The 23,259-nt window shown below is 60.7% G+C and carries 18 protein-coding genes and 1 pseudogene; 11 read left to right on the forward strand and 8 right to left on the reverse strand.

All coding sequences use genetic code 11. The features are described 5' to 3' along the window. Positions 1-96: 96 nt before the first annotated feature. Genes betA through betI form a run of 3 tightly spaced genes read right to left on the reverse strand, consistent with a single transcriptional unit; the run spans position 97 to position 3,848 of the window. A complete protein-coding gene (gene betA, locus ACOT1A_RS13930; RefSeq protein WP_032676376.1) occupies positions 97-1,761 on the reverse strand; it encodes a choline dehydrogenase in 1,665 nt (554 codons plus the stop codon). 13 nt (positions 1,762-1,774) lie between these two features. After that, positions 1,775-3,247: a betaine-aldehyde dehydrogenase gene (gene betB, locus ACOT1A_RS13935; RefSeq protein WP_023299543.1), complete on the reverse strand. Its 1,473-nt coding sequence runs from the start codon at positions 3,245-3,247 to the stop codon at positions 1,775-1,777. 13 nt (positions 3,248-3,260) lie between these two features. Beyond that, entirely contained in the window at positions 3,261-3,848 is a 588-nt protein-coding gene (betI, locus tag ACOT1A_RS13940; protein ID WP_023299544.1) for a transcriptional regulator BetI, read from the reverse strand. A 128-nt stretch (positions 3,849-3,976) separates the two neighbouring features. Between betI and betT the strand changes: the two genes are divergently transcribed. The 7 genes and pseudogenes from betT to ACOT1A_RS13975 all read left to right on the forward strand — a co-directional run bounded on the left by betT (position 3,977) and on the right by ACOT1A_RS13975 (position 10,303). Next, positions 3,977-6,010, forward strand: a complete 2,034-nt coding sequence (betT, locus tag ACOT1A_RS13945; protein ID WP_023305649.1) for a choline BCCT transporter BetT — start codon at positions 3,977-3,979, stop codon at positions 6,008-6,010. Between the two features lie 138 nt (positions 6,011-6,148). Continuing rightward, positions 6,149-6,340: pseudogene (locus tag ACOT1A_RS13950) on the forward strand (addiction module toxin RelE); the annotation flags it as partial. A 65-nt stretch (positions 6,341-6,405) separates the two neighbouring features. Further along, positions 6,406-6,690, forward strand: coding sequence for a NadS family protein (gene nadS, locus ACOT1A_RS13955; protein WP_003858821.1), 285 nt, complete (start codon positions 6,406-6,408; stop codon positions 6,688-6,690). Between the two features lie 211 nt (positions 6,691-6,901). Continuing rightward, complete coding sequence (locus ACOT1A_RS13960) at positions 6,902-7,813, forward strand: metal ABC transporter substrate-binding protein (protein ID WP_022647367.1); 912 nt, start codon at positions 6,902-6,904, stop codon at positions 7,811-7,813. 2 nt (positions 7,814-7,815) lie between these two features. After that, the gene (sitB, locus tag ACOT1A_RS13965; protein WP_063150380.1) at positions 7,816-8,622 is read left to right on the forward strand and encodes an iron/manganese ABC transporter ATP-binding protein SitB; all 807 of its coding nucleotides are present in this window, start codon (positions 7,816-7,818) and stop codon (positions 8,620-8,622) included. Beyond that, the gene (sitC, locus tag ACOT1A_RS13970; RefSeq protein ID WP_022647369.1) at positions 8,619-9,467 is read left to right on the forward strand and encodes an iron/manganese ABC transporter permease subunit SitC; all 849 of its coding nucleotides are present in this window, start codon (positions 8,619-8,621) and stop codon (positions 9,465-9,467) included. Before sitB ends, sitC begins: the two co-directional genes overlap by 4 nt. Then, positions 9,464-10,303: a metal ABC transporter permease gene (locus ACOT1A_RS13975; protein WP_126490132.1), complete on the forward strand. Its 840-nt coding sequence runs from the start codon at positions 9,464-9,466 to the stop codon at positions 10,301-10,303. The genes sitC and ACOT1A_RS13975 overlap by 4 nt, the downstream gene beginning before the upstream one ends. On the opposite strand, the gene entD is transcribed toward ACOT1A_RS13975, so the two are convergent. Both entD and ACOT1A_RS13985 read right to left on the reverse strand, forming a co-directional pair. Continuing rightward, on the reverse strand, positions 10,239-10,928 hold the full coding sequence (gene entD / locus ACOT1A_RS13980; protein WP_276170233.1) for an enterobactin synthase subunit EntD: 690 nt from the start codon (positions 10,926-10,928) through the stop codon (positions 10,239-10,241). The genes ACOT1A_RS13975 and entD overlap by 65 nt on opposite strands. Positions 10,929-11,406: 478 nt before the next feature. Then, the gene (locus tag ACOT1A_RS13985; protein ID WP_023299551.1) at positions 11,407-13,647 is read right to left on the reverse strand and encodes a TonB-dependent siderophore receptor; all 2,241 of its coding nucleotides are present in this window, start codon (positions 13,645-13,647) and stop codon (positions 11,407-11,409) included. A gap of 146 nt (positions 13,648-13,793) precedes the next feature. Here ACOT1A_RS13985 and fes point away from each other — a divergent pair, with 146 nt between their 5' ends. Genes fes through entF form a run of 3 tightly spaced genes read left to right on the forward strand, consistent with a single transcriptional unit; the run spans position 13,794 to position 19,070 of the window. Next, positions 13,794-14,993, forward strand: a complete 1,200-nt coding sequence (gene fes / locus ACOT1A_RS13990) for an enterochelin esterase (protein ID WP_105322534.1) — start codon at positions 13,794-13,796, stop codon at positions 14,991-14,993. 10 nt (positions 14,994-15,003) lie between these two features. Further along, complete coding sequence (locus ACOT1A_RS13995; RefSeq protein WP_032624700.1) at positions 15,004-15,216, forward strand: MbtH family protein; 213 nt, start codon at positions 15,004-15,006, stop codon at positions 15,214-15,216. Beyond that, positions 15,213-19,070 (forward strand): enterobactin non-ribosomal peptide synthetase EntF, encoded by a 3,858-nt coding sequence (gene entF, locus ACOT1A_RS14000; protein ID WP_276170232.1) that lies wholly within the window; start codon positions 15,213-15,215, stop codon positions 19,068-19,070. Before ACOT1A_RS13995 ends, entF begins: the two co-directional genes overlap by 4 nt. A 56-nt stretch (positions 19,071-19,126) precedes the next feature. Here entF and fepC read toward each other — a convergent pair whose 3' ends face one another. Genes fepC through fepD form a run of 3 tightly spaced genes read right to left on the reverse strand, consistent with a single transcriptional unit; the run spans position 19,127 to position 21,917 of the window. After that, entirely contained in the window at positions 19,127-19,927 is an 801-nt protein-coding gene (fepC, locus tag ACOT1A_RS14005) for an iron-enterobactin ABC transporter ATP-binding protein (protein WP_038415628.1), read from the reverse strand. Then, entirely contained in the window at positions 19,924-20,913 is a 990-nt protein-coding gene (gene fepG, locus ACOT1A_RS14010) for an iron-enterobactin ABC transporter permease (protein WP_072200994.1), read from the reverse strand. Before fepG ends, fepC begins: the two co-directional genes overlap by 4 nt. Continuing rightward, on the reverse strand, positions 20,913-21,917 hold the full coding sequence (fepD, locus tag ACOT1A_RS14015; protein ID WP_022647378.1) for a Fe(3+)-siderophore ABC transporter permease: 1,005 nt from the start codon (positions 21,915-21,917) through the stop codon (positions 20,913-20,915). Before fepD ends, fepG begins: the two co-directional genes overlap by 1 nt. A gap of 108 nt (positions 21,918-22,025) precedes the next feature. Here fepD and entS point away from each other — a divergent pair, with 108 nt between their 5' ends. Next, a complete protein-coding gene (entS, locus tag ACOT1A_RS14020; RefSeq protein WP_105322536.1) occupies positions 22,026-23,252 on the forward strand; it encodes an enterobactin transporter EntS in 1,227 nt (408 codons plus the stop codon). The last annotated feature ends 7 nt before the right edge of the window (positions 23,253-23,259 follow it).

Consider the following 23,259-nt stretch of genomic DNA (forward strand, 5'->3'; position numbering starts at 1 on the left):
CCCGGAGGGGCGAGGGGATTGCTCAGTGCTCGCATTAATTTGTGGGGAACCCTCAGCCCAAAGGGAGAGGGCCGGGGTGAGGGGAGAAGTTCGCACTCAGCGGCGAACCGGCGCCCCATCCGCCACATAATACGCCGCCGTGCTCTTCGCCAGCGGCTCGCGCCCGCGAATGCCGTCGGCAATCTTCTCACCAATCATGATGGTGGTGGCGTTCAGGTTGCCAGTGATAATTTGCGGCATAATCGACGCATCTACCACGCGTAACCCTTCCAGCCCGTGAACGCGGCCTTCGCCATCGACCACCGCCATTTCGTCGTAGCCCATCTTGCAGGTGCCGCACGGATGGAAGGCGGTTTCGGCGTGGTTACGCACGAACTCGTCCAGCTGTTCGTCGGTCTGGCATTCGACGCCCGGGCTGATTTCGCGACCGCGATACTTGTCCAGCGCGGGCTGGTGCATGATCTCGCGGGTGATGCGGATCGCGTCGCGGAACTCCTGCCAGTCCTGCTCGTGGGACATATAGTTGAACAGGATCGCCGGATGCTGATGCGGGTCGCGGGACTTAATCCGTACGTGCCCGCGGCTCGGCGAGCGCATGGAGCCGACGTGGCACTGGAAACCGTGTTCTTTCACCGCGTTCGAGCCGTTGTAGTTAATCGCTACCGGCAGGAAGTGATACTGAATATTCGGCCACTCGAACTCCTCGCGGCTGCGGATAAACCCGCCCGCTTCGAAGTGGTTGCTCGCGCCCACGCCTGTGCCGCCAAACAGCCACTCCGCGCCAATCTTCGGCTGGTTCCACCACTGCAGGGCAGGGTAGAGGGAAACGGGCTCTTTGCATTCATACTGAAGGTACATCTCCAGGTGATCCTGCAAGTTTTCCCCCACGCCGGGTAAATCATGTACCAGCGGGATATCAAACTGCTTCAGCAGTTCAGCGTTGCCCACGCCGGAGCGCTGGAGGATCTGCGGTGACGCAATAGCGCCCGCGCACAGCAGTACCTCTTTCTTCGCTGTCGCTTTTGAAGGAATGGTGCTTTCGCCTTCCAGCCACTCGACGCCCACCGCGCGCTTGCCGTCAAAGATAATGTGATCGGTCATGGCGTGGGTGCGGATGGTCAGATTCGGGCGCGGTTTGGCCTGATCCAGATAGCCGCGCGCGGTGCTGGCGCGTCGGCCCTGCGGCGTGACCGTGCGATCCATCGGGCCAAAGCCTTCCTGCTGATAGCCGTTGAGATCGTCGGTGCGCGGGTAGCCCGCCTGCACGCCTGCCTCCACCATCGCTTCAAACAGCGGGTTCACGCCCGGCTTAGAGGTGGTGACGCTCACCGGACCGTCGCCGCCGTGGTAGTCGTTCGGCCCCACGTCGCGGGTCTCTGCCTTGCGGTAGTAGGGCAGGCAGTTGAGATAGCTCCAGTGCTCCAGACCCGGTTCTTTCGCCCAGTTGTCCAGATCCATTGCGTTGCCGCGCACGTAGCACATGCCGTTGATCAGCGACGAGCCGCCCAGCCCTTTTCCACGTCCGCACTCCATGCGGCGGTTGTTCATGAAAGGCTCTGGCTCGGTTTCATACGCCCAGTTGTAGCGCTTGCCCTGCAACGGGAAGGCCAGCGCGGCAGGCATCTGGGTGCGGAAGTCAAAGCGGTAGTCCGGCCCGCCCGCCTCAAGCAGCAGGACGGTGGTGTTCGGATCTTCAGTCAGTCGTGTTGCCAGAACGTTGCCGGCAGAGCCGGCCCCGATAATGATGTAGTCAAATTGCAAATAAACCTCCCGGTTAAAATATGGACTGGAATTTACCCATCTCAACCTGGATGGACTTCACCTGGGTGTAACTCTGAAGCGTCATGACGCCGTTCTCGCGGCCAATGCCGGAGTGTTTGTATCCGCCCACCGGCATCTCCGCGGCGGATTCGCCCCAGGTGTTGATCCAGCAGATGCCCGCTTCGAGCTGATGAATAGCGCCGTGGGCGCGGTTCAGATCGGCGGTGACAATGCCCGCCGCCAGACCGTAGTCGGTGTCATTGGCGCGACGAATGGCCTCTTCGTCAGTGTCATAGGAAAGAATGGACATCACCGGGCCGAAGATCTCTTCGCGCACGATGGTCATTTCGTCGGTGCAGTCGGTGAACACGGTCGGGGCAACCCACGCGCCGTTATCAAAGCCGTCACCCTTCAGCACGTCACCGCCGCACAGCACGCGCGCGCCTTCCTCTTTGCCTTTGGCGATGTAGCGCATCACGCTGTCGCGGTGCGGGAAGCTGACCATCGGGCCGAAGTTAGTGTTTTCATCGAACAGGTCGCCCGCGCGGATGCGGCCCACGCGCTCAACGATTTTTTGCTCAAACGCGGCTTTAAACTTCGCGGGCACGAACACTCGGGTGCCGTTGGTGCACACCTGACCGGAGCTGAAGAAGTTGGCCATCATGGCGATATCTGCCGCGAGATCCAGATCCGCATCGTCAAACACTATCAGCGGGGATTTACCGCCCAGCTCCATCGTTACCTCTTTCAGGGACGAGGCCGCCGAGTTCGCCATCACCTTTTTGCCGCTGGCGACGCCGCCGGTAAAGGAGACTTTGGCGATGCCCGGATGCTCGGTCAGGTACTGGCCGGTTTCCGCGCCCACACCCGGCAGAACGTTAAACACGCCGTCCGGCACGCCCGCTTCGGTGTAGATTTCCGCCAGTTTCAGGGCGGTAAGCGGCGTTACTTCGCTCGGCTTGAAGATCATCGCGTTGCCCGCCGCCAGCGCCGGGGCGGATTTCCACAGGGCGATCTGGATCGGATAGTTCCACGCGCCGATGCCCGCCACCACGCCCAGCGGCTCGCGGCGGGTATAGACGAAGGAGGTCTCGCGCAGCGGGATCTGGCTGCCTTCCAGTGCCGGGATCAGCCCCGCGTAGTACTCCAGCACGTCCGCGCCGGTGACGATGTCGACGGTCGAGGTTTCAGAAAACGCTTTACCGGTGTCGAGGGTTTCCAGCTTTGCCAGCTCGTCGTTGCGCTCGCGCAGGATATCGACGGCGCGACGCAGGATGCGCGAGCGCTCCATGGCGGTCATCGCCGCCCAGATTTTTTGCCCGCGCTTTGCGCTATCCACGGCGCGGTCCACGTCTTCACGCCCGGCGGCCTGCACGCTCGCCAGAACTTCACCGTTGGCCGGGTTGATGGTCTCGAAGGTGCGACCGCTGGTGGCGGATGTATAACCACCATTGATATAAAGCTGCTGTTCTGCCATTCGGGACATGCTTCCTCCTCGGTTATTCGGTCGGTAAATGCTGGCTGATAAAGTGGCTGGTAAGCGACTGGGCCAGGGTTTTATCCAGCGGTTTGCCGCTGAGCGCGGCGCGCAGCCACAGCCCGTCAATCAGTGCGGCGAGCCCGTAGCCCGCCTCTTCAGCCTGTTCACGCGGCAGTTCGCGGCGGAATTCGTACACCAGATTTGAGAGCAACCGGCGGCTGCTGACCTGCTGCAAACGATAGAGCATCGGCTGATGCATGCTGCTGGCCCAGAAGGCCAGCCAGGCCTTCATCGCCGCGCCGCTGACCTGGGTTTCATCAAAATTGCCGCCGACAATCGCCTGCAAACGCTGCTCTGCACTGCCGTCCGGCAGGGCGCGTAAACGGCTTAATACCGCATCGCGTAACTGACCGGTGATGTCGCGCATGGTTGCTTCCAGCAGACCGTTTTTATCTTTGAAATAGTGGCTGATGATCCCCGTGGACACGCCCGCCCGACGGGCGATTTGCGCGATGGTTGCGTCATGCATTCCCACTTCATTAATTGCTTCCAGCGTGGCATCGATGAGCTGCCTGCGCCGGATCGGCTGCATCCCCACTTTGGGCATTTTTGCCACTCCATTCATCAGCGTTGGTAATCTATTAAAGCGGTTTTTGATTGGACGTTCAATATAAAATGTGTCTTAATTGTTGCGATTTTGGATTTTAATAGTTACAAAAACAGTGGGGATACTGGATGACAGACCTTTCACAAGACAGAGAAAAAGACAAAATCAACCCGGTCGTTTTTTATACGTCCGCCGGGCTGATTTTGTTGTTTTCCCTGACGACCATCTTCTTTCGTGATTTTTCTGCCGAGTGGATTGGGCGCACCCTGAACTGGGTGTCGAAGACCTTCGGCTGGTACTACCTTCTGGCGGCGACGCTCTATATCGTCTTCGTCGTCTGCATTGCCTGCTCGCGCTTCGGTTCGGTGAAGCTTGGGCCGGAGCAGTCCAAGCCCGAGTTCAGCCTGCTGAGTTGGGCCGCGATGCTGTTTGCCGCGGGCATTGGCATCGACCTGATGTTCTTCTCCGTGGCGGAACCGGTCACGCAATATATGCAGCCGCCGGAAGGGGCAGGGCAGACGATGGAGGCCGCGCGTCAGGCGATGGTCTGGACGCTGTTCCACTACGGCCTGACGGGCTGGTCAATGTATGCCCTGATGGGCATGGCGCTCGGATACTTTAGCTATCGTTATAATTTGCCCCTTACCATCCGCTCCGCGCTGTACCCGATTTTCGGGAAAAAGATCAACGGCCCGATTGGCCACAGCGTCGATATCGCGGCGGTGATCGGCACCATCTTTGGTATCGCCACCACGCTCGGGATTGGCGTGGTGCAGCTTAACTACGGGCTGAGCGTGCTGTTTGACATCCCGGATTCGATGGCGGCGAAGGCGGCGCTGATTGCGCTGTCGGTGATCATCGCTACCATCTCGGTGACCTCCGGCGTGGATAAAGGTATTCGCGTGCTCTCCGAGCTGAACGTCGCGCTGGCGCTGGGGCTGATCCTGTTCGTGCTGTTTATGGGCGACACCTCGTTCCTGCTCAACGCCTTAGTGCTCAACGTAGGTGATTACGTGAACCGCTTTATGGGCATGACGCTGAACAGCTTCGCCTTTGACCGCCCGGTGGAGTGGATGAACAACTGGACGCTCTTCTTCTGGGCGTGGTGGGTGGCCTGGTCGCCGTTTGTCGGCCTGTTCCTGGCGCGCATTTCGCGTGGGCGCACCATCCGTCAGTTCGTGATGGGCACGCTGATCATCCCGTTCACCTTCACCCTGCTGTGGCTGTCGATTTTCGGCAACAGCGCGCTGCACGAAATTATCCACGGCAATGCGACCTTCGCGCAGGAAGCGATGGTGCACCCGGAGCGCGGCTTCTACAGCCTGCTGGCGCAGTACCCGGCGTTTACTTTTAGCGCGTCCGTAGCAACCATTACCGGCCTGTTGTTCTACGTCACCTCGGCGGACTCCGGCGCGCTGGTGCTGGGGAACTTCACTTCGAAGCTTAAAGACATCAACAGCGATGCGCCGAACTGGCTGCGCATCTTCTGGTCCGTCGCCATCGGCCTGCTGACGCTCGGGATGCTGATGACCAACGGTATCTCTGCGTTGCAGAACACCACGGTGATCATGGGCCTGCCGTTCAGCTTCGTGATCTTCTTCGTGATGGCCGGGCTGTATAAATCGCTTAAGGTGGAAGACTACCGCCGCGTCAGCGCCAGCCGCGACACCGCGCCGCGGCCGATGGGCGCGCAGGACAGGTTGAGCTGGAAGAAACGCCTGTCGCGCCTGATGAACTACCCGGGCACGCGCTACACCAGCCAGATGATGGAGACGGTCTGCTTCCCGGCGATGGAAGAGGTGGCGCAGGAGCTGAAGCTGCGTGGCGCCTACGTGGAACTGAAAAACCTGCCGCCGGAAGAGGGCGAAACCCTGGGGCACCTGGATCTGCTGGTGCACATGGGCGACGAGCAGAACTTTGTTTATCAGATCTGGCCGCAGCAGTATTCGGTTCCCGGCTTTACCTACCGGGCGCGCAGCGGGAAATCGACCTACTACCGGCTGGAGACCTTCCTGCTGGAAGGGAGCCAAGGGAATGATTTGATGGATTACAGCAAGGAGCAGGTAATTACGGATATTCTGGACCAGTATGAACGGCACCTGAACTTTATCCATCTCCACAGGGAAGCGCCGGGGAATAGCGTGATGTTCCCGGATGTCTAAACGGATTCTTAAAATACCTTCAGACTGTATATAAATACAGTTATTTGGCGCAGCATTACTCAAGGAAGAGTAACCATGCAGCAAGAGCCTGATGCTGAAGCATTCGGGCTTTTGCTGCGTTTAGGGAAGGAACTATGGATGAGTCATGCGATAGAGTTTATCGAAACATCACTCTTTACCCGACAGATTAAAAGCATTGCTACGGATGATGAATTAAAGGATCTGCAAGAGGTGATCTATTTCATTATGGCCTATCCAAAATGCATAAAGGACAGCCTGACAGAGACAGAGAAAGCAGAACTTAAAAAGCTGACTTCCATTCTGAAAGATACTGCTTCCAGTGACGTAAATTTGAGGTGTACTATGTACCCTAATCAGGCAGGTGGAGGCTGATAATGAGTATTTTTAATGAATTAAAATCTTCGCTTGAAGAGGCCGTTGAGATCCATAACGGAAGAAAAGCCGCTTCCCGGGTAACCCGCTATGAAGTTGCTGATGTGCGCGCCATCAGAGAGCAGCTCAATATCACGCAAAGCGAAATGGCGAAGGCGCTTGGCACGAGCGTCGATACGATAAAGAGCTGGGAGTCTAAACGTCGCAACCCAACCGGGCTGGCGGCGAAGGTACTTAATGTGATTCGGGAGAATCCTGCATTTTATAAGGCACTTGCCGGGCAGTGAGTCGCCCTTATGCCGGGTGGCGCTGCGCTTACCCGGCCTACAAAACTCCAAAACTGCTTTACCGTAGGCCTGATAAGCGAAGCGCCATCAGGCTCTCCCTCCGTTGATACAACTTTAATGATAATTATTTTCATTTAAATATAGCCTGTGCTATACCTTATAGCACGGGCTAATTTTGCTTTTAATTTAATCACCTCAGGAGACTTCTGCGATGCATCCACGGCAAGGATTGAAGCGTCTGTTGCTCGGCGCGCTGCTTATGACCGCGACCACAACCGGCGCGCTGGCGGCTGAAAAGTTCCAGGTCATCACCACTTTTACCGTTATCGCTGATATGGCGAAAAACGTAGCGGGGGATGCCGCAGAGGTCACCTCCATCACCAAACCGGGCGCGGAAATTCACGAATACCAGCCCACCCCGGGCGATATCAAACGCGCGCAGAAGGCGCAGCTGATCCTGGCGAACGGCATGAATCTGGAGCTGTGGTTCCAGCGCTTTTATCAGCATCTGAACGGCGTGCCGGAGGTGATTGTTACCAAAGGCATCACCCCGATGGGCATCAGCGAAGGGCCCTATAACGGCAAGCCCAACCCGCACGCGTGGATGTCGCCGGACAACGCCCTGATTTACGTCGATAACATCCGCGACGCGCTGGTGAAGTACGATCCGGCCAACGCGCAGACCTATCAGCGTAACGCCGACGCCTACAAGCAGAAGATCACCGCCACTCTCGAACCGCTGCGCAAGCAGGTCACGGCGATCCCGGTAGACAAACGCTGGATGGTGACCAGCGAAGGGGCGTTTTCCTATCTGGCGCGGGATTTGGGCCTGAAAGAGCTGTACCTGTGGCCGATCAACGCCGATCAGCAGGGCACGCCGCAGCAAGTGCGCAAGGTTATCGATCTGGTGAAAAAACATCACATTCCGGCGGTGTTCAGCGAAAGCACCGTCTCGGATAAGCCCGCCCGTCAGGTGGCGCGGGAAACCGGCGCCCATTACGGCGGCGTGCTGTACGTTGACTCCCTGAGTGCAGAAAACGGCCCGGTGCCGACCTATATCGATCTGCTGAACGTCACCACCCGCACGCTGGTGCAGGGCATCCGCGACGGGATGAAGGAGTAACCATGCAGAAGGGGATTGTTGTAACCGACGTGACCGTGACCTACCGCAACGGCCACACGGCGCTGCGCGACGCGTCGTTCAGCGTGCCGGGCGGATCGATTGCCGCCCTGGTGGGGGTGAACGGTTCCGGCAAGTCCACGCTGTTTAAGGCGGTGATGGGCTTTGTGCGGGCGGCGAGCGGCACTATCTCCATTCTCGGGCTTCCGCCTCACCGGGCGCTGCGCCTGAACCTGGTCGCCTACGTGCCGCAGTCGGAAGAGGTCGACTGGTCATTTCCGGTGCTGGTCGAGGACGTGGTGATGATGGGCCGCTACGGGCATATGGGGTTTCTGCGTCGGCCTAAAGAGCGCGACAGGCAGATTGTAACCGACGCCCTGAAGCGCGTGGATATGCTTGAGCTGCGTCATCGGCAGATTGGCGAGCTCTCCGGCGGCCAAAAGAAGCGCGTGTTTCTGGCGCGGGCGATTGCCCAGCAGGGCGAGGTGATCCTGCTCGACGAGCCGTTTACCGGCGTGGACGTCAAAACCGAAGCCAGGATCATCAGCCTGCTGCAGGAGCTGCGCGACGAGGGTAAAACGATGCTGGTCTCGACCCACAATCTGGGCTCGGTCACGGAATTCTGCGATTACACGGTGATGGTCAAAGGCACCGTGCTGGCGAGCGGCCCGACGGATATCACCTTTACCGCCGAGAATCTTGAGCGCGCCTTCAGCGGCGTGCTGCGCCACGTGGTGCTCAGCGGCTCGGAAGATCGCATTATTACCGACGACGAACGCCCCTTCGTCACGCACCGACAGGAGGCCAAATGAACGCGCTTCTCGAACCCTTCGGCTACGAGTACATGCTCAACGCCATGTGGGTCTCGGCGATGGTGGGCGGGCTGTGCGCGTTTCTCTCCTGCTATCTGATGCTCAAAGGCTGGTCGCTGATCGGCGATGCGCTGTCGCACTCCATCGTGCCGGGCGTAGCGGGCGCTTACATGCTCGGGCTGCCGTTCTCGCTGGGGGCGTTTTTATCGGGCGGGCTGGCGGCGGGCAGCATGCTGTTTCTCAACCAGCGCAGCCGCCTGAAGGAGGACGCCATTATCGGGCTGATCTTCTCCTCGTTTTTCGGGCTGGGGCTGTTTATGGTCTCACTCAACCCGACCTCGGTGAACATTCAGACCATCGTCCTCGGCAATATTCTGGCTATCGCCCCGGAAGATATCGTCCAGCTGGCGATTATCGGCGTGGTGTCGATAGTTATCCTGCTGTTCAAATGGAAAGATCTGATGGTGACCTTTTTTGATGAGAACCACGCCCGCGCCATCGGTCTGCGCCCGGAACGTCTGAAAATTCTCTTCTTTACGCTACTGGCGGTCTCTACCGTGGCGGCGCTGCAAACCGTCGGCGCATTTCTGGTGATCTGTCTGGTGGTTACGCCCGGTGCGACCGCCTGGCTGCTGACCGATCGCTTCCCGCGCCTGTTGATGATTGCCGTCGCCATTGGCAGCATCACCAGCTTCCTCGGTGCGTGGGCCAGCTATTACCTGGACGGCGCCACCGGCGGCATTATCGTGGTCGCCCAGACGCTGCTGTTCCTGCTGGCGTTCGTCTTTGCGCCGAAGCACGGGCTGCTTGCCAGCCGCCGTCGGGCGCGGGAGGCACATCCATGATGACGCTGATCCTCGAACCGTTCCAGTTTGCGTTTATGAACAACGCGCTGCTGATTTCACTCCTGGTGGCCGTGCCCTGCGCGCTGCTGTCGGTTTTTCTGGTGCTGAAAGGCTGGGCGCTGATGGGCGACGCCATGAGCCACGCGGTGTTTCCCGGCGTCGTGCTGGCCTGGATGATGGGCCTGCCGCTGGCGCTGGGCGCATTCGTGGCTGGTCTGTTCTGCGCGGTCGCCACCGGATACCTGAAGGATAACAGCCGAATCAAGCAAGATACGGTTATGGGGATCGTCTTTTCCGGCATGTTCGGCGCCGGGCTGATCCTCTATATCGCCGTCAAACCTGAGGTGCATCTCGACCACATTCTGTTCGGCGATATGCTGGGCATTAACGGGATGGACATTTTGCAAAGCGGTCTCGTCGCGGGGTTGATTGCGCTGGTGATTGGCCTGAAGTGGCGCGATTTTCTGCTGTTCTGCTTTGACTATCAGCAGGCGCAGGCGAGCGGCCTGCGCACCCGCTGGCTGCACTACGGCTTACTGTGCATGGTTTCGCTGACCATCGTGGCGACGCTGAAAGCGGTGGGTATAATTCTGTCGATTTCGCTGCTGATTGCCCCCGGCGCGGTGGCGGTGCTGATCACCCGACGCTTTCACATGGCGCTGCTGGTGGCGGTCGCCGTTTCAGCGCTGGTGTCGGTAAGCGGCGTGTATGCCTCGTTTTATCTCGACAGCGCGCCCGCGCCGACCATTGTGGTCCTGTTCGCGTTGGTGTTTATCGTGACGTTTGTGTTGACCAGCGTGAAGGCACGTCGGCAGGAGCGTGTGACAGCAGGGTGATGACCTGTTCGCCGTGCTGCTGCCAGTGAAGGGTGAAGGCAGTGCCTTCCTCAAAGCCTGCAAGTTGACGGGTCAATGCCAGCGTAAGCGTCCTGTCGTCGAGCAGGGTAATGCGGGCGCTGTCAAAACCCATCCAGGCCTGCACCTGCGGAAAGAGGGCCTTGAACAGGCTCTCTTTGGCGCTGAACGCCAGCGTGAGAGCAAGGGTGAACGGGTATCCCGAGCGGGAAAGCACAGGTTCTTCCTGCGTATCAATAATGCCGTCTTTGATTTCCCAGGCTTCGTTTTCGGAAAGGATCGTTTCACAATCGATGCCGATAAGCGCCGGGTGATGCGTGACGACGGCCATCGCCTGCGTGCCGCTGTGGGTGATGCTGCCGGAAATACCTTGCGGCCAGAGCGGTTCGCCGCTGGGTCCGATGCCGGGGATTACGCGCTCGTTTAGCGCATGCGCCGCGGCGATGCGGCCTGCCAGGTGGTCGGATTTGCGCTTGCGTCCGGCGTCAGCCAGCTGTGCGTGATGGGGCAGCCAGAGGAGATCGGCGTCGGTGAAGGTGGTGGGGTCGAAAGTGATGCGGTGAAGGGTGTGGCCGGCGAGAGAAAATGTGCTGTGGGTTGTGTGCATGGTTTTCCCTTCAGTATTGTGCGGCCTGATGCCCTCACCCCGGCCCTCTCCCAAAGGGCTGAGGGTTCCCCACAAATTAATGCGAGCACTGAGCAATCCCCTCGCCCCTCCGGGGAGAGGGTTAGGGTGAGGGGAATATACGGCGGTGGTGGTCATTCCGTTCACTTTATGTTCCTTGCTACTCTGTAACGACATGACCGGTGAACGTGCCAGGGTGGCTCAGTCGCCACCACCCTGGCGACCCGGGCTCCCGGCGGTAAATCGCCTCTTCGCGGTGCCCTCGGCTCATTCCTTCCGGCTTATCGGGTACGGGCGGAGGCAACGTCCCTGTAAAGCCGCCCTCTCGGCGCATCCCTGCGCCTCGCCCCGGCCTGCAGGAAACGCCTCAGTCATTTAGAAAGCAACTTTATTACTTCTGCATAAAAAAATTACTGGGGATCCCTCAGCCCACAGGGAGAGGGGGAAGTCACTGCCTGTATCAGAACCTCGTATTCACGCTCATGTACCAGGTGCGACCCGGCTCATTATACGTATACGCACCCGCACCGTACATATACGCACCCGTCGTGGTATTACCCGTGGTCTGGGCGTTACCGGCGCGCCACTGGCGCTTGTCGAAGACGTTGTCCACGCCGCCGGTCAGGCTGACGTTTTTGGTCACGTCCCAGGTCGCGCTCAGGCCAACGATGCTGTACGGGCTGACTTCGTCTTTCTCAGACCCGGTCACCGGCTGACCTTTGTAGTTGTACTTCTTCGGCTGCTGCTTGCCGTACCAGGTGAAGGTCGACTGCAATGAGACATCCTGACGTACCTGCCAGCTCAGGGTAGAGTTCAGCGTATACTCCGGGATGATCGACAGACGATCGCCGGTCTCCTTGTTCTTGCTTTGCAGCATGTAGGTGATGTTGTTGGTCCAGTTGATGGTATCGCTGACCGGCACGTTCAGGGAGCCTTCCAGACCTTCCACTACCGCCTTCGGTACGTTTTCCCACTGGTAGATATCGGTGGTGACTTTGCCGGTGGACGTCTGGCCAATCGGCGCGTAGCCCGCTTCAATCTTGTTGCGATAGTCGTTGCGGAACCAGGTCACGCCCGCCAGCCAGCCGTCGCGTTTCCACTCCAGGCCAATCTCTTTGTTGATGCTGGTTTCCGCTTTCAGATCGTCGTTACCCATCATGTAGCAGCCCACGCCGTCGGAGCTGGCGTAGCAGCCCTGGCCTTTACTGTACAGCAGGTAGTTCGGGTTGGTCTGATACAGGCTTGGCGCTTTATAGGCGCGCGCGATGCCCATCTTCAGGGTGAAGTCATCCCCCAGACCTTGCGACAGGTTCAGGGACGGGCTCCAGTTATTGCCGACAATAGTGTGGTGATCGAAGCGCAGGGCAGGGGTCAGCATGGTGCTGTCGGTCAGCTCCATGTTGTTTTCGGCGAACAGGGAGAAGATCTCCGCTGACGTGTAGGGGCTACGGTCTTCGCTCATGCCCGGGATGGTGCCGCCCTGCTGGGTTTGCGTGAAGGAGGTCGAGTCCTTCATGCGCTGCTGGTTCCACTCGGTGCCGAGCGTCAGGTTCTGGTTCACAATGAAATCAATCGGCAGGTTGATTTCGCTGTGCAGCATCACGTCGGACAGATCGGTGTCGGTGAATTTATTGCTGTTGAACAGACCTTCAGTACCGCCCGCCAGTCCTTCACCCAGACGGGAGTTGCGGGTGTGCTCGTACTGCGCCCAGTTGCTGGTGGTAATGCCGTTATCCCAGCCGCCGTTCCAGGTCACGGCGAAGTTCTGGCGATAAATACGGTTCGTCTCTTTACCGTAGTTCTTCTTCACCAGCGCGTTGTCGTTGTTGGTGTTCTGCGTGTCGCCCGCATACAGGTTGTTCTGGCGGCTGTAGCCCGCTTCAAACTCCAGCGACTGCATCGGTGCGAAGTCCCAGCGCACCACGCCGTTGATGTCTTTGTTTTCCACACCTTCACGGCCTGCGGGCAAGGTGTTGGCGTAGGCACCGGTACGTTCAGACTGGTGACCCTGGTTGATGTCCCACGCATCGGCCTGGGTTTTGTCCAGGTTACCGAACATGCGGAAGCTGAAGTCGCCGCCCAGCGGGCCGCTCAGGCTGAAGTTGGTGCGTTTAGTCGAACCTTCGTCCTTATGTTCTGGCGCGTTCAGGTAGGTGTTCCAGGAGCCGTGCCACTGGTCGTCGAATTTTTTGGTGATGATGTTCACCACGCCGCCCGCCGCGCCGTTACCGTAGCGTGCAGCGGCCGGGCCACGGATCACTTCGATGCGCTCGATCATCTCTGGCGGTACCCAGCCGGTATCGCCGCGGGTGTCACGCTCGCCGCGCCAGCCCAGACGGATGGAGTTGCGGCTGGTGACCGGCTTGCCGTCAATCAGGATCAGGGTGTTTTCCGGGCCCATGCCACGAATGTCAATCTGGCGGTTGTTCCCGCGTTGGCCGCTGGTGGAGTTGCCGGTCAGGTTAACGCCCGGCATGGTGCGGATGATTTCCGCCACGTCGCGCGCGGGCGGGTTTTTGCGGATCTCGTCGGCGGTGATGGTCGACACGCCCGGCGCCTGCAAATTCTGCTCGGCGGCGGTGATCACCATGGTGTCTTCGTGCTGCGCGGAGGCGGTGTTGTCGTCTGCCATGGCGGGCAGCGCGACACCATAAATCCCTAAATTGACCAGCAAGGCCAGAGAGTGAATCTTCTTATTCATTGTACGTCCCGCTTTTATGGTTATTTAATGAGCGCGCTTCCCACAGCGCGGGCATTACGCTATTGCAAATGCAAATAGTTATCAATAATATTATCAATAAAATTTGCTCTGAAACAAAAAAGACTGTTAAACATGGGGTTATAAGGGTGACGGCGTTAACAACCGGAAGTGAAGCGTGGTGGCAGGCGAAAAACGGGCCGGAACGGGAACGTCATCAGGAAAACTATCGCGTGACATTCTGGTGGCGGGACCCGGCGGGAACGCAGAAAACGTCGACGGTTAAACGCGTCTGGCTCTACGTCACCGGTGTGACCGATCACCATCAAAATGCCCGTCCGCAGTCCCTTGAACGTATCCCGGATACCGACGTCTGGCAGTGGCAGGGCGAGTTCAGCCCGGAATGGCGCGGCAGCTACTGTTTTATCCCCTCCGACAATGAAAACGATTTTGCCAGCGCAGTGTTTGAAGGCGATCAGCCGGACCGCATGGCGCTGCGCGAAGGCTGGCGCAAACTGCTGCCGCACGCGGTTTCCGATCCGCTGAATGCCCAGAGCTGGCGCGGCGGGCGCGGGCACGCCGTCTCGGCGCTGGAGATGCCGGAGGCGCCCGTACAGCCCGGCTGGAACCATCCCGATACCCCTTACAAAAAGCCTGTCTGCATTGAGTGGCACAGCGCGCGTCTGAAGAACCGTCGCCGCGTGTGGATTTTTACCACCGGGGATGAAAGCCCCGAGCGCCCGCTGGCGGTGCTGCTCGACGGGCAGTTCTGGGCCGAAAGCATGCCCGTCTGGCCTGCGCTGGCGTCGCTCACCCATGAAGGCAAACTGCCGCCTGCGGTCTATGTCTTAATCGACGTGATTGACACCGCACACCGCAGCCGCGAGCTGCCGTGTAACCCTGATTTCTGGCTGGCGGTGCAGGACGAACTTCTCCCGCAGGTGAAAAGCATGGCCCCGTTCAGCGACCGCGCCGACCATACCGTGGTGGCGGGTCAGAGCTTCGGCGGGCTCTCTTCCCTCTATGCGGGCCTCAACTGGCCGCAGCGTTTTGGCTGCATCCTCAGCCAGTCCGGATCCTACTGGTGGCCGCACCGCGGCGCGCAGCAGGACGGGCTGCTCATTGAACAACTCAAAGCGGGTGAAAAAACCGCTCGCGGGCTGCGCATCGTCCTTGAGGCCGGGCGCAACGAGCCGCTTATCTTACACGCAAACCAGGCGATCCTCGCCGAACTACACACTCAGCAACCGGTTTTCTGGCGTCAGGTTGACGGCGGACACGATGCGCTTTGCTGGCGCGGTGGGCTGACACAGGGGCTGATGACCCTCTGGCAGCCGCTTATTCAATAACGGAGTCTGTATGGAATTCAGCAATCCTTTCGATAATCCGCAGGGACAGTTCGCCATTTTGCAAAATGACCAGGGGCAGTACAGCCTGTGGCCGCAGGAGTGCGAGTTGCCCGCGGGCTGGCGCGTGGTGTGCGAACCGCAATCTCAGGAGGCGTGCCAGCAGTGGCTGGCGGAACAGTGGCAGACGCTTGAGCCGTCTTACTTTGCGGGGGAGCGCGCATGAACCGTCTCCCTCTTGTCGCCGCCCAGCCGGGGATCTGGATGGCAGAGCAGCTTTCCTCCCTGCCAAACGCCTGGAGCGTGGCGCACTACACCGAACTGAAAGGCGCTATCGACGCGCCGTTGCTGGCAAAAGCCATCGCTGAAGGCATGATGCAGGCCGACACCCTGCGGATGCGTTTCACCGAGGATAACGGCGAGGTGTGGCAGTGGGTCGATGAGGCCATGATCCTGCCGGAGCCGTCCATTGTGCGCGTTAACTCCCACGACGACGCCGTGGCGCTGATGGAGGCCGATCTCAACCAGAACCTGCGCGTCGACAGCGGTCAGCCGCTGGCGTTTCACCAGCTGATTCAGGTGGGAGAAAACCACTGGTACTGGTATCAGCGGTATCATCATCTGGTGGTAGATGGCTTCAGTTTCCCGGCCATTACCCGTCAAATCGCCGCCATTTACGCTGCGTGGCAGAAAGGTGAACCTGCGCCCGCCTCCCCGTTTACTCCGTTCGCCGAGGTGGTGGAGGAGTATCAGCGCTATCGCGACAGCGAGGCGTATCAGCGCGACGGTGCTTTCTGGGCCGAACAGCGCCAACAGCTTCCTTCTCCGGTCTCGCTCTCTTCCGCACCCCTGCCGGGACGCGCCGCCACCACCGACATCCTGCGCCTGAAAATGGCGATGGACGGCCGTGCGTTCAGCCAGCTTGCACAGGCGGCCGGACAAACGCAGCGAACCGATCTGGCGCTTGCGCTGGTGGCGCTGTGGCTGGGCCGCCTGACCGGACGGCTGGACTACGCCGCCGGGTTTATCTTTATGCGCCGTATGGGCTCCGCCGCGCTGACCGCGACCGGACCGGTGCTCAACGTCCTGCCGCTGGCGGTGAATATTCGCCCGCACGAGAGCCTGTCGGCGCTGGCGCTGCGCCTGGCGAACCAGCTGAAAAAGATGCGCCGCCATCAGCGCTACGATGCCGAGCAGATCGTGCGCGACAGCGGGCAGGCCGCAGGGGACGAACCCTTGTTTGGTCCGGTGCTGAACGTCAAGGTGTTCGATTATCAGCTGGATATCGACGGCGTGGAGGCCATTACCCACACGCTGGCGACCGGCCCGGTGAACGATCTGGAGCTGGCGCTGTTCCCGGACGAGCAGGGCGGACTAAGCATTGAGATCCTCGCCAACAGGCAGCGTTACGACGAGGCGACGCTGAAGGGGCACGCGGCGCGGCTGAACGCAATGCTGACGCAGTTTGCCGCCAACCCGGACCTGCGTTGTGGCGACGTGGAAACCGTATCAGAGCAGGAATACGCGCGGCTGGCGCGAATCAACGATACCGGGCTGGCGCTGCCGTCCACCACGCTGGCGGACCTTGTCGCGGAGCAGGCGAGCAAAACGCCGGACGCCCCGGCGCTGGCGGATGCCCATACTGAGCTGAACTACCGCCAGATGCGCGAGCAGGTGGTCGCGCTGGCAAATCTGCTGCGCGCGCGCGGCGTGAAGCCGGGCGACAGCGTGGCGGTGGCGCTCCCGCGCTCGGTGTTCCTGACCCTGGCGCTGCACGGGATTGTTGAAGCTGGCGCCGCCTGGCTGCCGCTGGATACCGGTTACCCGGACGACCGTCTGCGGATGATGCTGGAGGACGCGAAGCCGTCGCTGCTCATTACCACCGACGAGCAGCTTCCGCGCTTTAACGATCTGCCGATCGCCACCTTTAGTTACAACACACTATTACCGGCCACCGATGCTGAACCTCTGCGCCTGGCGAAGCCGGAGCAGACCGCGTACATCATCTTTACCTCCGGTTCGACGGGACGACCAAAAGGCGTGATGGTCGGCCATACCGCCATCATTAACCGCCTGAAGTGGATGCAGGATCATTATCCACTGGCGGCGCATGACGTGGTGGCGCAGAAAACGCCGTGCAGCTTTGACGTGTCGGTGTGGGAGTTCTGGTGGCCGTTTATCGCCGGGGCGAAGCTGGTGATGGCCGAGCCGGACGCGCACCGCGATCCGCAGGCGATGCAGAGCTTCTTCGCACAATATGGCGTAACCACCACCCACTTCGTGCCGTCGATGCTGGCGGCGTTCGTCGCCTCGCTGACGCCGGAAAACGTCGACTGTTGCAGGACGCTGAAGCAGGTGTTCTGTAGCGGCGAGGCGTTGCCGACTGCGCTGTGCCGCGAGTGGGAACAGCTCACCCATGCGCCGCTGCACAACCTCTATGGCCCGACCGAAGCGGCGGTGGACGTCAGCTGGTATCCGGCGTACGGCCCCGAGCTGGCGGCGGTGGAAGGGAACAGCGTGCCGATCGGCTTCCCGGTGTGGAATACGGGGCTGCGCATTCTGGACGCGATGATGCGCCCGGTGCCGTTCGGCGTGGCGGGGGATCTGTATCTCACCGGCATCCAGCTGGCGCAGGGGTATCTGGGACGCCCCGACCTTACCGCCAGCCGCTTTATCGCCGATCCGTTTGCCCCCGGCGAGCGGATGTACCGCACCGGGGACGTTGCCCGCTGGCTGGACAACGGCGCGGTAGAATATCTGGGCCGCAGCGATGACCAGTTAAAAATCCGCGGACAGCGTATCGAACTGGGCGAAATCGATCGGGCGATGCTCGCGCTGCCGGATGTGGCCCAGGCCGTGGCGCACGCCTGCGTGTTCAACCAGGCAGCGGCGACGGGTGGCGATGCCCGCCAGCTGGTGGGGTACGTTGTCTCCGAATCCGGCTTACCGCTGGATCGCGACGCGCTGCTAGCATCACTCAAAGCCCAGCTGCCGCCACATATGGTGCCGGTGGTGCTGCTGCAAATCAGCGCGCTGCCGTTAAGCGCCAACGGCAAGCTGGATCGCAAGGCGTTGCCGCTGCCGGAGCTGACCAGCAAAACCTCTGGTCGCGCGCCTGAGACACAAACCGAAGTCGCCGTGGCGCAGGCGTTTTCTGCCCTGCTGGGCTGCGCAGTGAACGATATCGAATCCGATTTCTTTGCCCTCGGCGGCCACTCGCTGCTGGCGATGCGCCTCGCGGCTCAGCTCAGCCGTGCGTTCAGCCGTAAGGTCACGCCGGGCCAGATTATGGTCGCCTCGACGGTGAGTAAGCTTAGCGGCCTGCTGGACTCGCAGATGAGCGACGAGCAGGCGCAGCGTCTGGGGTATGAAACTGTTCTCCCGCTGCGTGAAAGCAACGGCCCGACGCTGTTTTGCTTCCATCCGGCATCCGGCTTTGCCTGGCAGTTTAGCGTCCTGGCGCGCTACCTCAGCCCGCGCTGGTCAATCGTCGGCATTCAGTCTCCCCGGCCTGAGGGGCCGATGGAGCAGTGTGCGGATCTCGATGCGGTGATCGAACATCATCTGAACACGTTGCGTAAGCAACAGCCTCAGGGGCCGTATTATCTGTTCGGCTATTCCCTCGGCGGCACGCTGGCGCAGGGCATTGCGGCGCGTCTGCGCGAGCAGGGTGAAAACGTAGCGTTCCTCGGCCTGCTGGATACCTGGCCGCCGGAAACCCAGAACTGGGCGGAGAAAGAGGCCAATGGCCTCGATCCGGAGGTGCTGGCGGAAATTGAGCGCGAGCGTCAGGCGTTTATCGCCGCCCAGCAGGGGCAAGGTTCCAGCGAGCTGTTTAACGCTATTGAAGGCAACTACGCCGATGCGGTGCGGCTGCTCACCACCGCGCATAGTTCACGGTTCGACGGTAAAGCGACGCTGTTTGTCGCCGAACGCACGCGAACCATGGATCCGCAGGCCGCATGGGCGCCGTGGGTGAGTGCGCTGGAGGTGTACAGCCAGGACTGCGCCCACGTGGATATTATTTCACCGCAGGCGTTTGAAAAGATTGGGCCGGTACTGAAGGAAATTTTAGGATAGTGCAAATGCCCCTCACCCTAACCCTCTCCCACGGGGAGAGGGCCGGGGTGAGGGCATCAGACCGCACGCTTGCCCAACGGCACCACCAGCGGCGTACCCGCCACCGGATCGTCAATAATCATGCAGCGCATGCCGTAGATCCGCGCGATCAGATCCGGCGTCACAATCTCCTTCGGCGCGCCCTGCGCCACAATCTCGCCGTCGCGCAGCGCAATCAGATGCGTCGCGTAGCGGCACGCCTGATTTAAGTCGTGCAGCACTGCCGCCAGGGTGTACCCCTGCGTGCGGTTCAGTTCGCTCAGCAGCTCCAGCAGATCAATCTGATGGCTGATATCGAGCCAGGTTGTCGGCTCGTCCAGCAGCATAATCGAGGTTTCCTGCGCCAGTACCATTGCAATCCAGGCGCGCTGGCGCTGTCCGCCGGAGAGAGTATCGACGCTTTGTTGGGCCAGATCGGTGATGCCCGTAGCCTGCATCGCGCGCTTCACCGCCTCGTCGTCCTCCTTGCGCCAGCGGGTAAACAGCGGCTGGTGCGGGTAGCGCCCGCGGGAGACCAGCTCCTGCACGGTAATATCCCCCGGCGTGGTGGCGTTTTGCGCCAGCAGGCCAATTCGGCGCGCCACCTCTTTGCTGGCGAAGCGCTGGATCTGCTCCCCGTCGAGGAACACGCTACCCTCAACCGGCGACATCAGGCGGCTCAGCGTGCGCAGCAGGGTCGATTTGCCGCAACCGTTCGGACCGATAATGGCGGTGAAGTGGCCGTCCGGAATGGACACGGATAAATCCCGGGCAATGATTTTTTTGCCGTAGCCGAGGGTCAAGTTTTCGCCGCGCAAGCGGAATGTTGAATCTGTCATTTCTTGCGTGACTCCTGAACGAGCAAGACGATGAGGTAAATCCCGCCGAGGCTGACGGTCACCACGCCCACCGGCAGTTGATAAGGCATAAACAGCTGCTGAGCGCAGAGATCGGCGGCCAGCAGTAACAATGCGCCGCACAGCGCCGCCTGGGTTAATCCCCAGCGCGCGGTACCGCTAAGACGCCGCGCGATATGCGGGGCTACGAGGGCAATAAAGGAGATCGGCCCGGCGATGGCGGTAGACGCTGCGGTCAGCAAGACCGCCACCAGCATCAGCATCAGGCGCGAGCGCTCTACGCTCACGCCCAGCGCGCAGGCGCTGTCGTCGCCCATCTCCAGCAGCCGCATGCGCCTGACCAGCAGCAACGCGCCAATAAACATCAGCAAAATCAGCGGCGCGGCGGGCCAGGTTTTTCCCCACGTCAGACCGTTGAGGGAGCCGGCGTACCACAGCCCGGCGGAGAGCGCGGTTTCCAGCGATGCCTGTAGCAGAAGCCAGGTGTTGAACGCCATCAGCATCGCACGGATGCCGATCCCGATGATGATCAGACGGAAGGTGTCGATGCCGTTGCGCCAGGCCAGGGCCCAGATAAGCAGGGAGGTGAGAATGCCGCCCGCCATCGCCGTAAAGGTAATGGCCGTAAGATGCTGCCCGAACAGCACCATCGCCACCAGCACGCCGCTCCACGCGCCGGTATTCAGGCCCATCACGTCCGGGCTCCCGAGGGGGTTACGCATCAGCGACTGGAATATCGCGCCGCTGACGCCAAGCGCCGCGCCCACCAGGATCGCCATCGCCACGCGCGGCAGTCGCCATTCGGTGACCACCATGGTGATGTTACGCGGCGCGCTGCCGGTGAGAGCGTGAAAGACCTGCGCGAAATCAAGCGTTACGGCACCGCTTTGCAGGCTCCAGACCGCCAGCAGCAGACTGGCGACGACCAGCAGGGCGACGCTGGTAAGTAAACGACGGGACGGGGCCATCATGCGCCACCCCCGCGTCTGCGTCGAACCAGGAAGATCAGCACCGGCGCGCCGATAAAGGCGCTGACCACCGAGACGCGCAGTTCACCCGGCACCAGCAGGCGGCCCAGTACGTCAGCAAAGAGCAGCAGGGCAGGGGTCGCCAGCAGCGTGACCGGCAGCGACCAGCGGTGATCCGCCCCCACCAGCCAGCGCGCCATGTGCGGCATCATCAGGCCGATAAAGGCAATCGGCCCGACCACGGCGGTCGCGCTGCCGCAGAGCACGGTAATGGCGAGTAGCCCCGTCAGCTGCGTGCGCGCCACGCGGTTGCCGAGGGCGGTCGCGGTATCGCTGCCGAGGCTCAGGCTGTTCAGCGCCCGGCTTAAACAGAGCGCCACGGCGGCAGCGACGATCGTCGGGATCACCACCACCTTTAAGGTTTCAAGGGTACGAATATCCAGCGAACCCGCCTGCCAGAAGCGCAGCTGGTCATACACGTCCGGGTTGAGCAGGGCGATGCCGTTGGACAAGCCTTCCAGTACCGCCGCGAGCGCTACGCCCGCCAGCGTTAAGCGTACCGGGCTGAGCTGGCCGCCGCCCTGGCTGCCGGTAAACGCCACCACTAGCGAGGCCGCCAGCGCGCCGCAAAAAGCCATCATCAGCTGTTCAGAGGGGGACGTAAATCCAAACAGCGCTGCGCCGAGCACGATGGCAAAGCTGGCGCCGGAGTTAACGCCGAGAATGCCGGGGTCCGCCAGCGGGTTGCGGGTGAGGGTTTGCATCAGGGCACCGGCAAGGCCGAGCGCACCGCCAGCCAGCAATCCGGCAAGGGTGCGGGGCAGGCGAGCGTCGAGCACGATGGTGCAGTCGGCACTCTGACAGGTACCGGATAGCGCATCGACAATAACGGACGCGGGCAGCGGTTTTGCGCCGACCAGCAGGCTGAGTGCAATCGCAAGGATTAGCAGTAGCAATAAAACGGGCACGGCAAGGGCGCGCACCGCAGAAGAGGAAAACGACATAGCAACATCCATGATTTGATAATGATAGTGATTATCGTTATCTATCTTATTTGGCTATGTTAGCATGTGCGCCCATGGAATGGGTAGAAATAGACTCAAGGCTTTGTCATGAATCAAAAATCCTGGCTGCTTAACCTCAGCCTGCTCAAAACACACCCGGCGTATCGCGCCGTTTTTATCGCTCGCTTTATCTCCATTTTGTCCCTCGGTCTGCTTGGTGTGGCCGTACCGGTGCAAATCCAGACCATGACTCACTCCAGCTGGCTGGTGGGGTTATCCGTCACCTTAACCGGCGGAGCGATGTTTATCGGCCTGATGGTGGGCGGCGTGCTAGCGGACCGTTACGAGCGTAAAAAGCTGATCCTGCTGGCGCGCGGCACCTGCGGGGTGGGCTTTATCGGGCTGTGTCTGAACGCCATGCTGCCGGAGCCGTCGCTGGTGGCCATTTACGTGCTGGGATTGTGGGACGGCTTTTTTGCTTCGTTAGGCGTGACGGCGCTGCTGGCGGCCACGCCCGCGCTGGTCGGGCGCGAGAACCTGATGCAGGCGGGGGCGATCACCATGCTCACCGTACGTCTCGGCTCGGTGATTTCGCCGATGGTGGGCGGTCTGTTGCTGGCGACCGGCAACGTGGCGTGGAACTACGGCCTTGCCGCGGCGGGAACGTTTATTACCACCCTGACGCTACTGCGTCTGCCGCTCCTGCCACCCCCGCCGCAGCCGCGCGAGCATCCGCTGAAGTCCCTGATGGCCGCGATTCGTTTCCTGTTCAGCAACCCATTGATTGGCGGCATTGCGCTGCTCGGCGGCCTGCTGACGATGGCGAGCGCCGTGCGCGTGCTGTATCCGGCGCTGGCGGGTGAGTGGCAGATGAGCGCCTCAGAGATTGGCGTGCTGTACGCCGCCATTCCGCTCGGTGCGGCCTTCGGGGCGCTGACCAGCGGCAACCTGGCGCAGAGCGCGAGACCGGGGTTGATCATGCTGGTGGCGACGCTGGCCTCGTTTATCGCCATTGGTTGCTTTAGCCTGATGCCGGTGTGGGCGCTGGGGGTGATGTGTCTGGTGATTTTCGGCTGGCTGAGCGCGGTCAGCTCTCTTTTACAGTACACCCTGATCCAGACCCAGACGCCGGAAGGGATGCTCGGGCGCATTAACGGCCTGTGGACGGCGCAGAACGTCACGGGCGATGCGATTGGCGCGGCGATCCTCGGCGGGCTGGGGGCGATAATGACCCCGGTGGCGTCGGCGAGCAGCAGCGGGTTTGTGTTAGCCGTTGTTGGCGTGATTTTACTGGCGGTTCTGGTGGAGTTGCGTCGGTTCAGGCAAACCCTGTAGGTCGGGT

Source organism: Enterobacter cloacae complex sp. SYL003 (assembly GCF_049236925.1).
Taxonomy (GTDB): Bacteria; Pseudomonadota; Gammaproteobacteria; order Enterobacterales; family Enterobacteriaceae; genus Enterobacter; species Enterobacter intestinihominis.

Excerpts from the sequence above, each read along its gene's own strand:
- betB (WP_023299543.1), bottom strand. The coding sequence starts at position 3,247 with ATGTCCCGAATGGCAGAACAGCAGCTTTATATCAATGGTGGTTATACA.
- betI (WP_023299544.1), bottom strand. The coding sequence starts at position 3,848 with ATGCCCAAAGTGGGGATGCAGCCGATCCGGCGCAGGCAGCTCATCGAT.
- betT (WP_023305649.1), top strand. The coding sequence starts at position 3,977 with ATGACAGACCTTTCACAAGACAGAGAAAAAGACAAAATCAACCCGGTC.
- nadS (WP_003858821.1), top strand. The coding sequence starts at position 6,406 with ATGAGTATTTTTAATGAATTAAAATCTTCGCTTGAAGAGGCCGTTGAG.
- ACOT1A_RS13960 (WP_022647367.1), top strand. The coding sequence starts at position 6,902 with ATGCATCCACGGCAAGGATTGAAGCGTCTGTTGCTCGGCGCGCTGCTT.
- sitB (WP_063150380.1), top strand. The coding sequence starts at position 7,816 with ATGCAGAAGGGGATTGTTGTAACCGACGTGACCGTGACCTACCGCAAC.
- sitC (WP_022647369.1), top strand. The coding sequence starts at position 8,619 with ATGAACGCGCTTCTCGAACCCTTCGGCTACGAGTACATGCTCAACGCC.
- ACOT1A_RS13975 (WP_126490132.1), top strand. The coding sequence starts at position 9,464 with ATGATGACGCTGATCCTCGAACCGTTCCAGTTTGCGTTTATGAACAAC.
- entD (WP_276170233.1), bottom strand. The coding sequence starts at position 10,928 with ATGCACACAACCCACAGCACATTTTCTCTCGCCGGCCACACCCTTCAC.
- ACOT1A_RS13985 (WP_023299551.1), bottom strand. The coding sequence starts at position 13,647 with ATGAATAAGAAGATTCACTCTCTGGCCTTGCTGGTCAATTTAGGGATT.
- ACOT1A_RS13995 (WP_032624700.1), top strand. The coding sequence starts at position 15,004 with ATGGAATTCAGCAATCCTTTCGATAATCCGCAGGGACAGTTCGCCATT.
- entF (WP_276170232.1), top strand. The coding sequence starts at position 15,213 with ATGAACCGTCTCCCTCTTGTCGCCGCCCAGCCGGGGATCTGGATGGCA.
- fepC (WP_038415628.1), bottom strand. The coding sequence starts at position 19,927 with ATGACAGATTCAACATTCCGCTTGCGCGGCGAAAACTTGACCCTCGGC.
- fepG (WP_072200994.1), bottom strand. The coding sequence starts at position 20,913 with ATGGCCCCGTCCCGTCGTTTACTTACCAGCGTCGCCCTGCTGGTCGTC.
- fepD (WP_022647378.1), bottom strand. The coding sequence starts at position 21,917 with ATGTCGTTTTCCTCTTCTGCGGTGCGCGCCCTTGCCGTGCCCGTTTTA.
- entS (WP_105322536.1), top strand. The coding sequence starts at position 22,026 with ATGAATCAAAAATCCTGGCTGCTTAACCTCAGCCTGCTCAAAACACAC.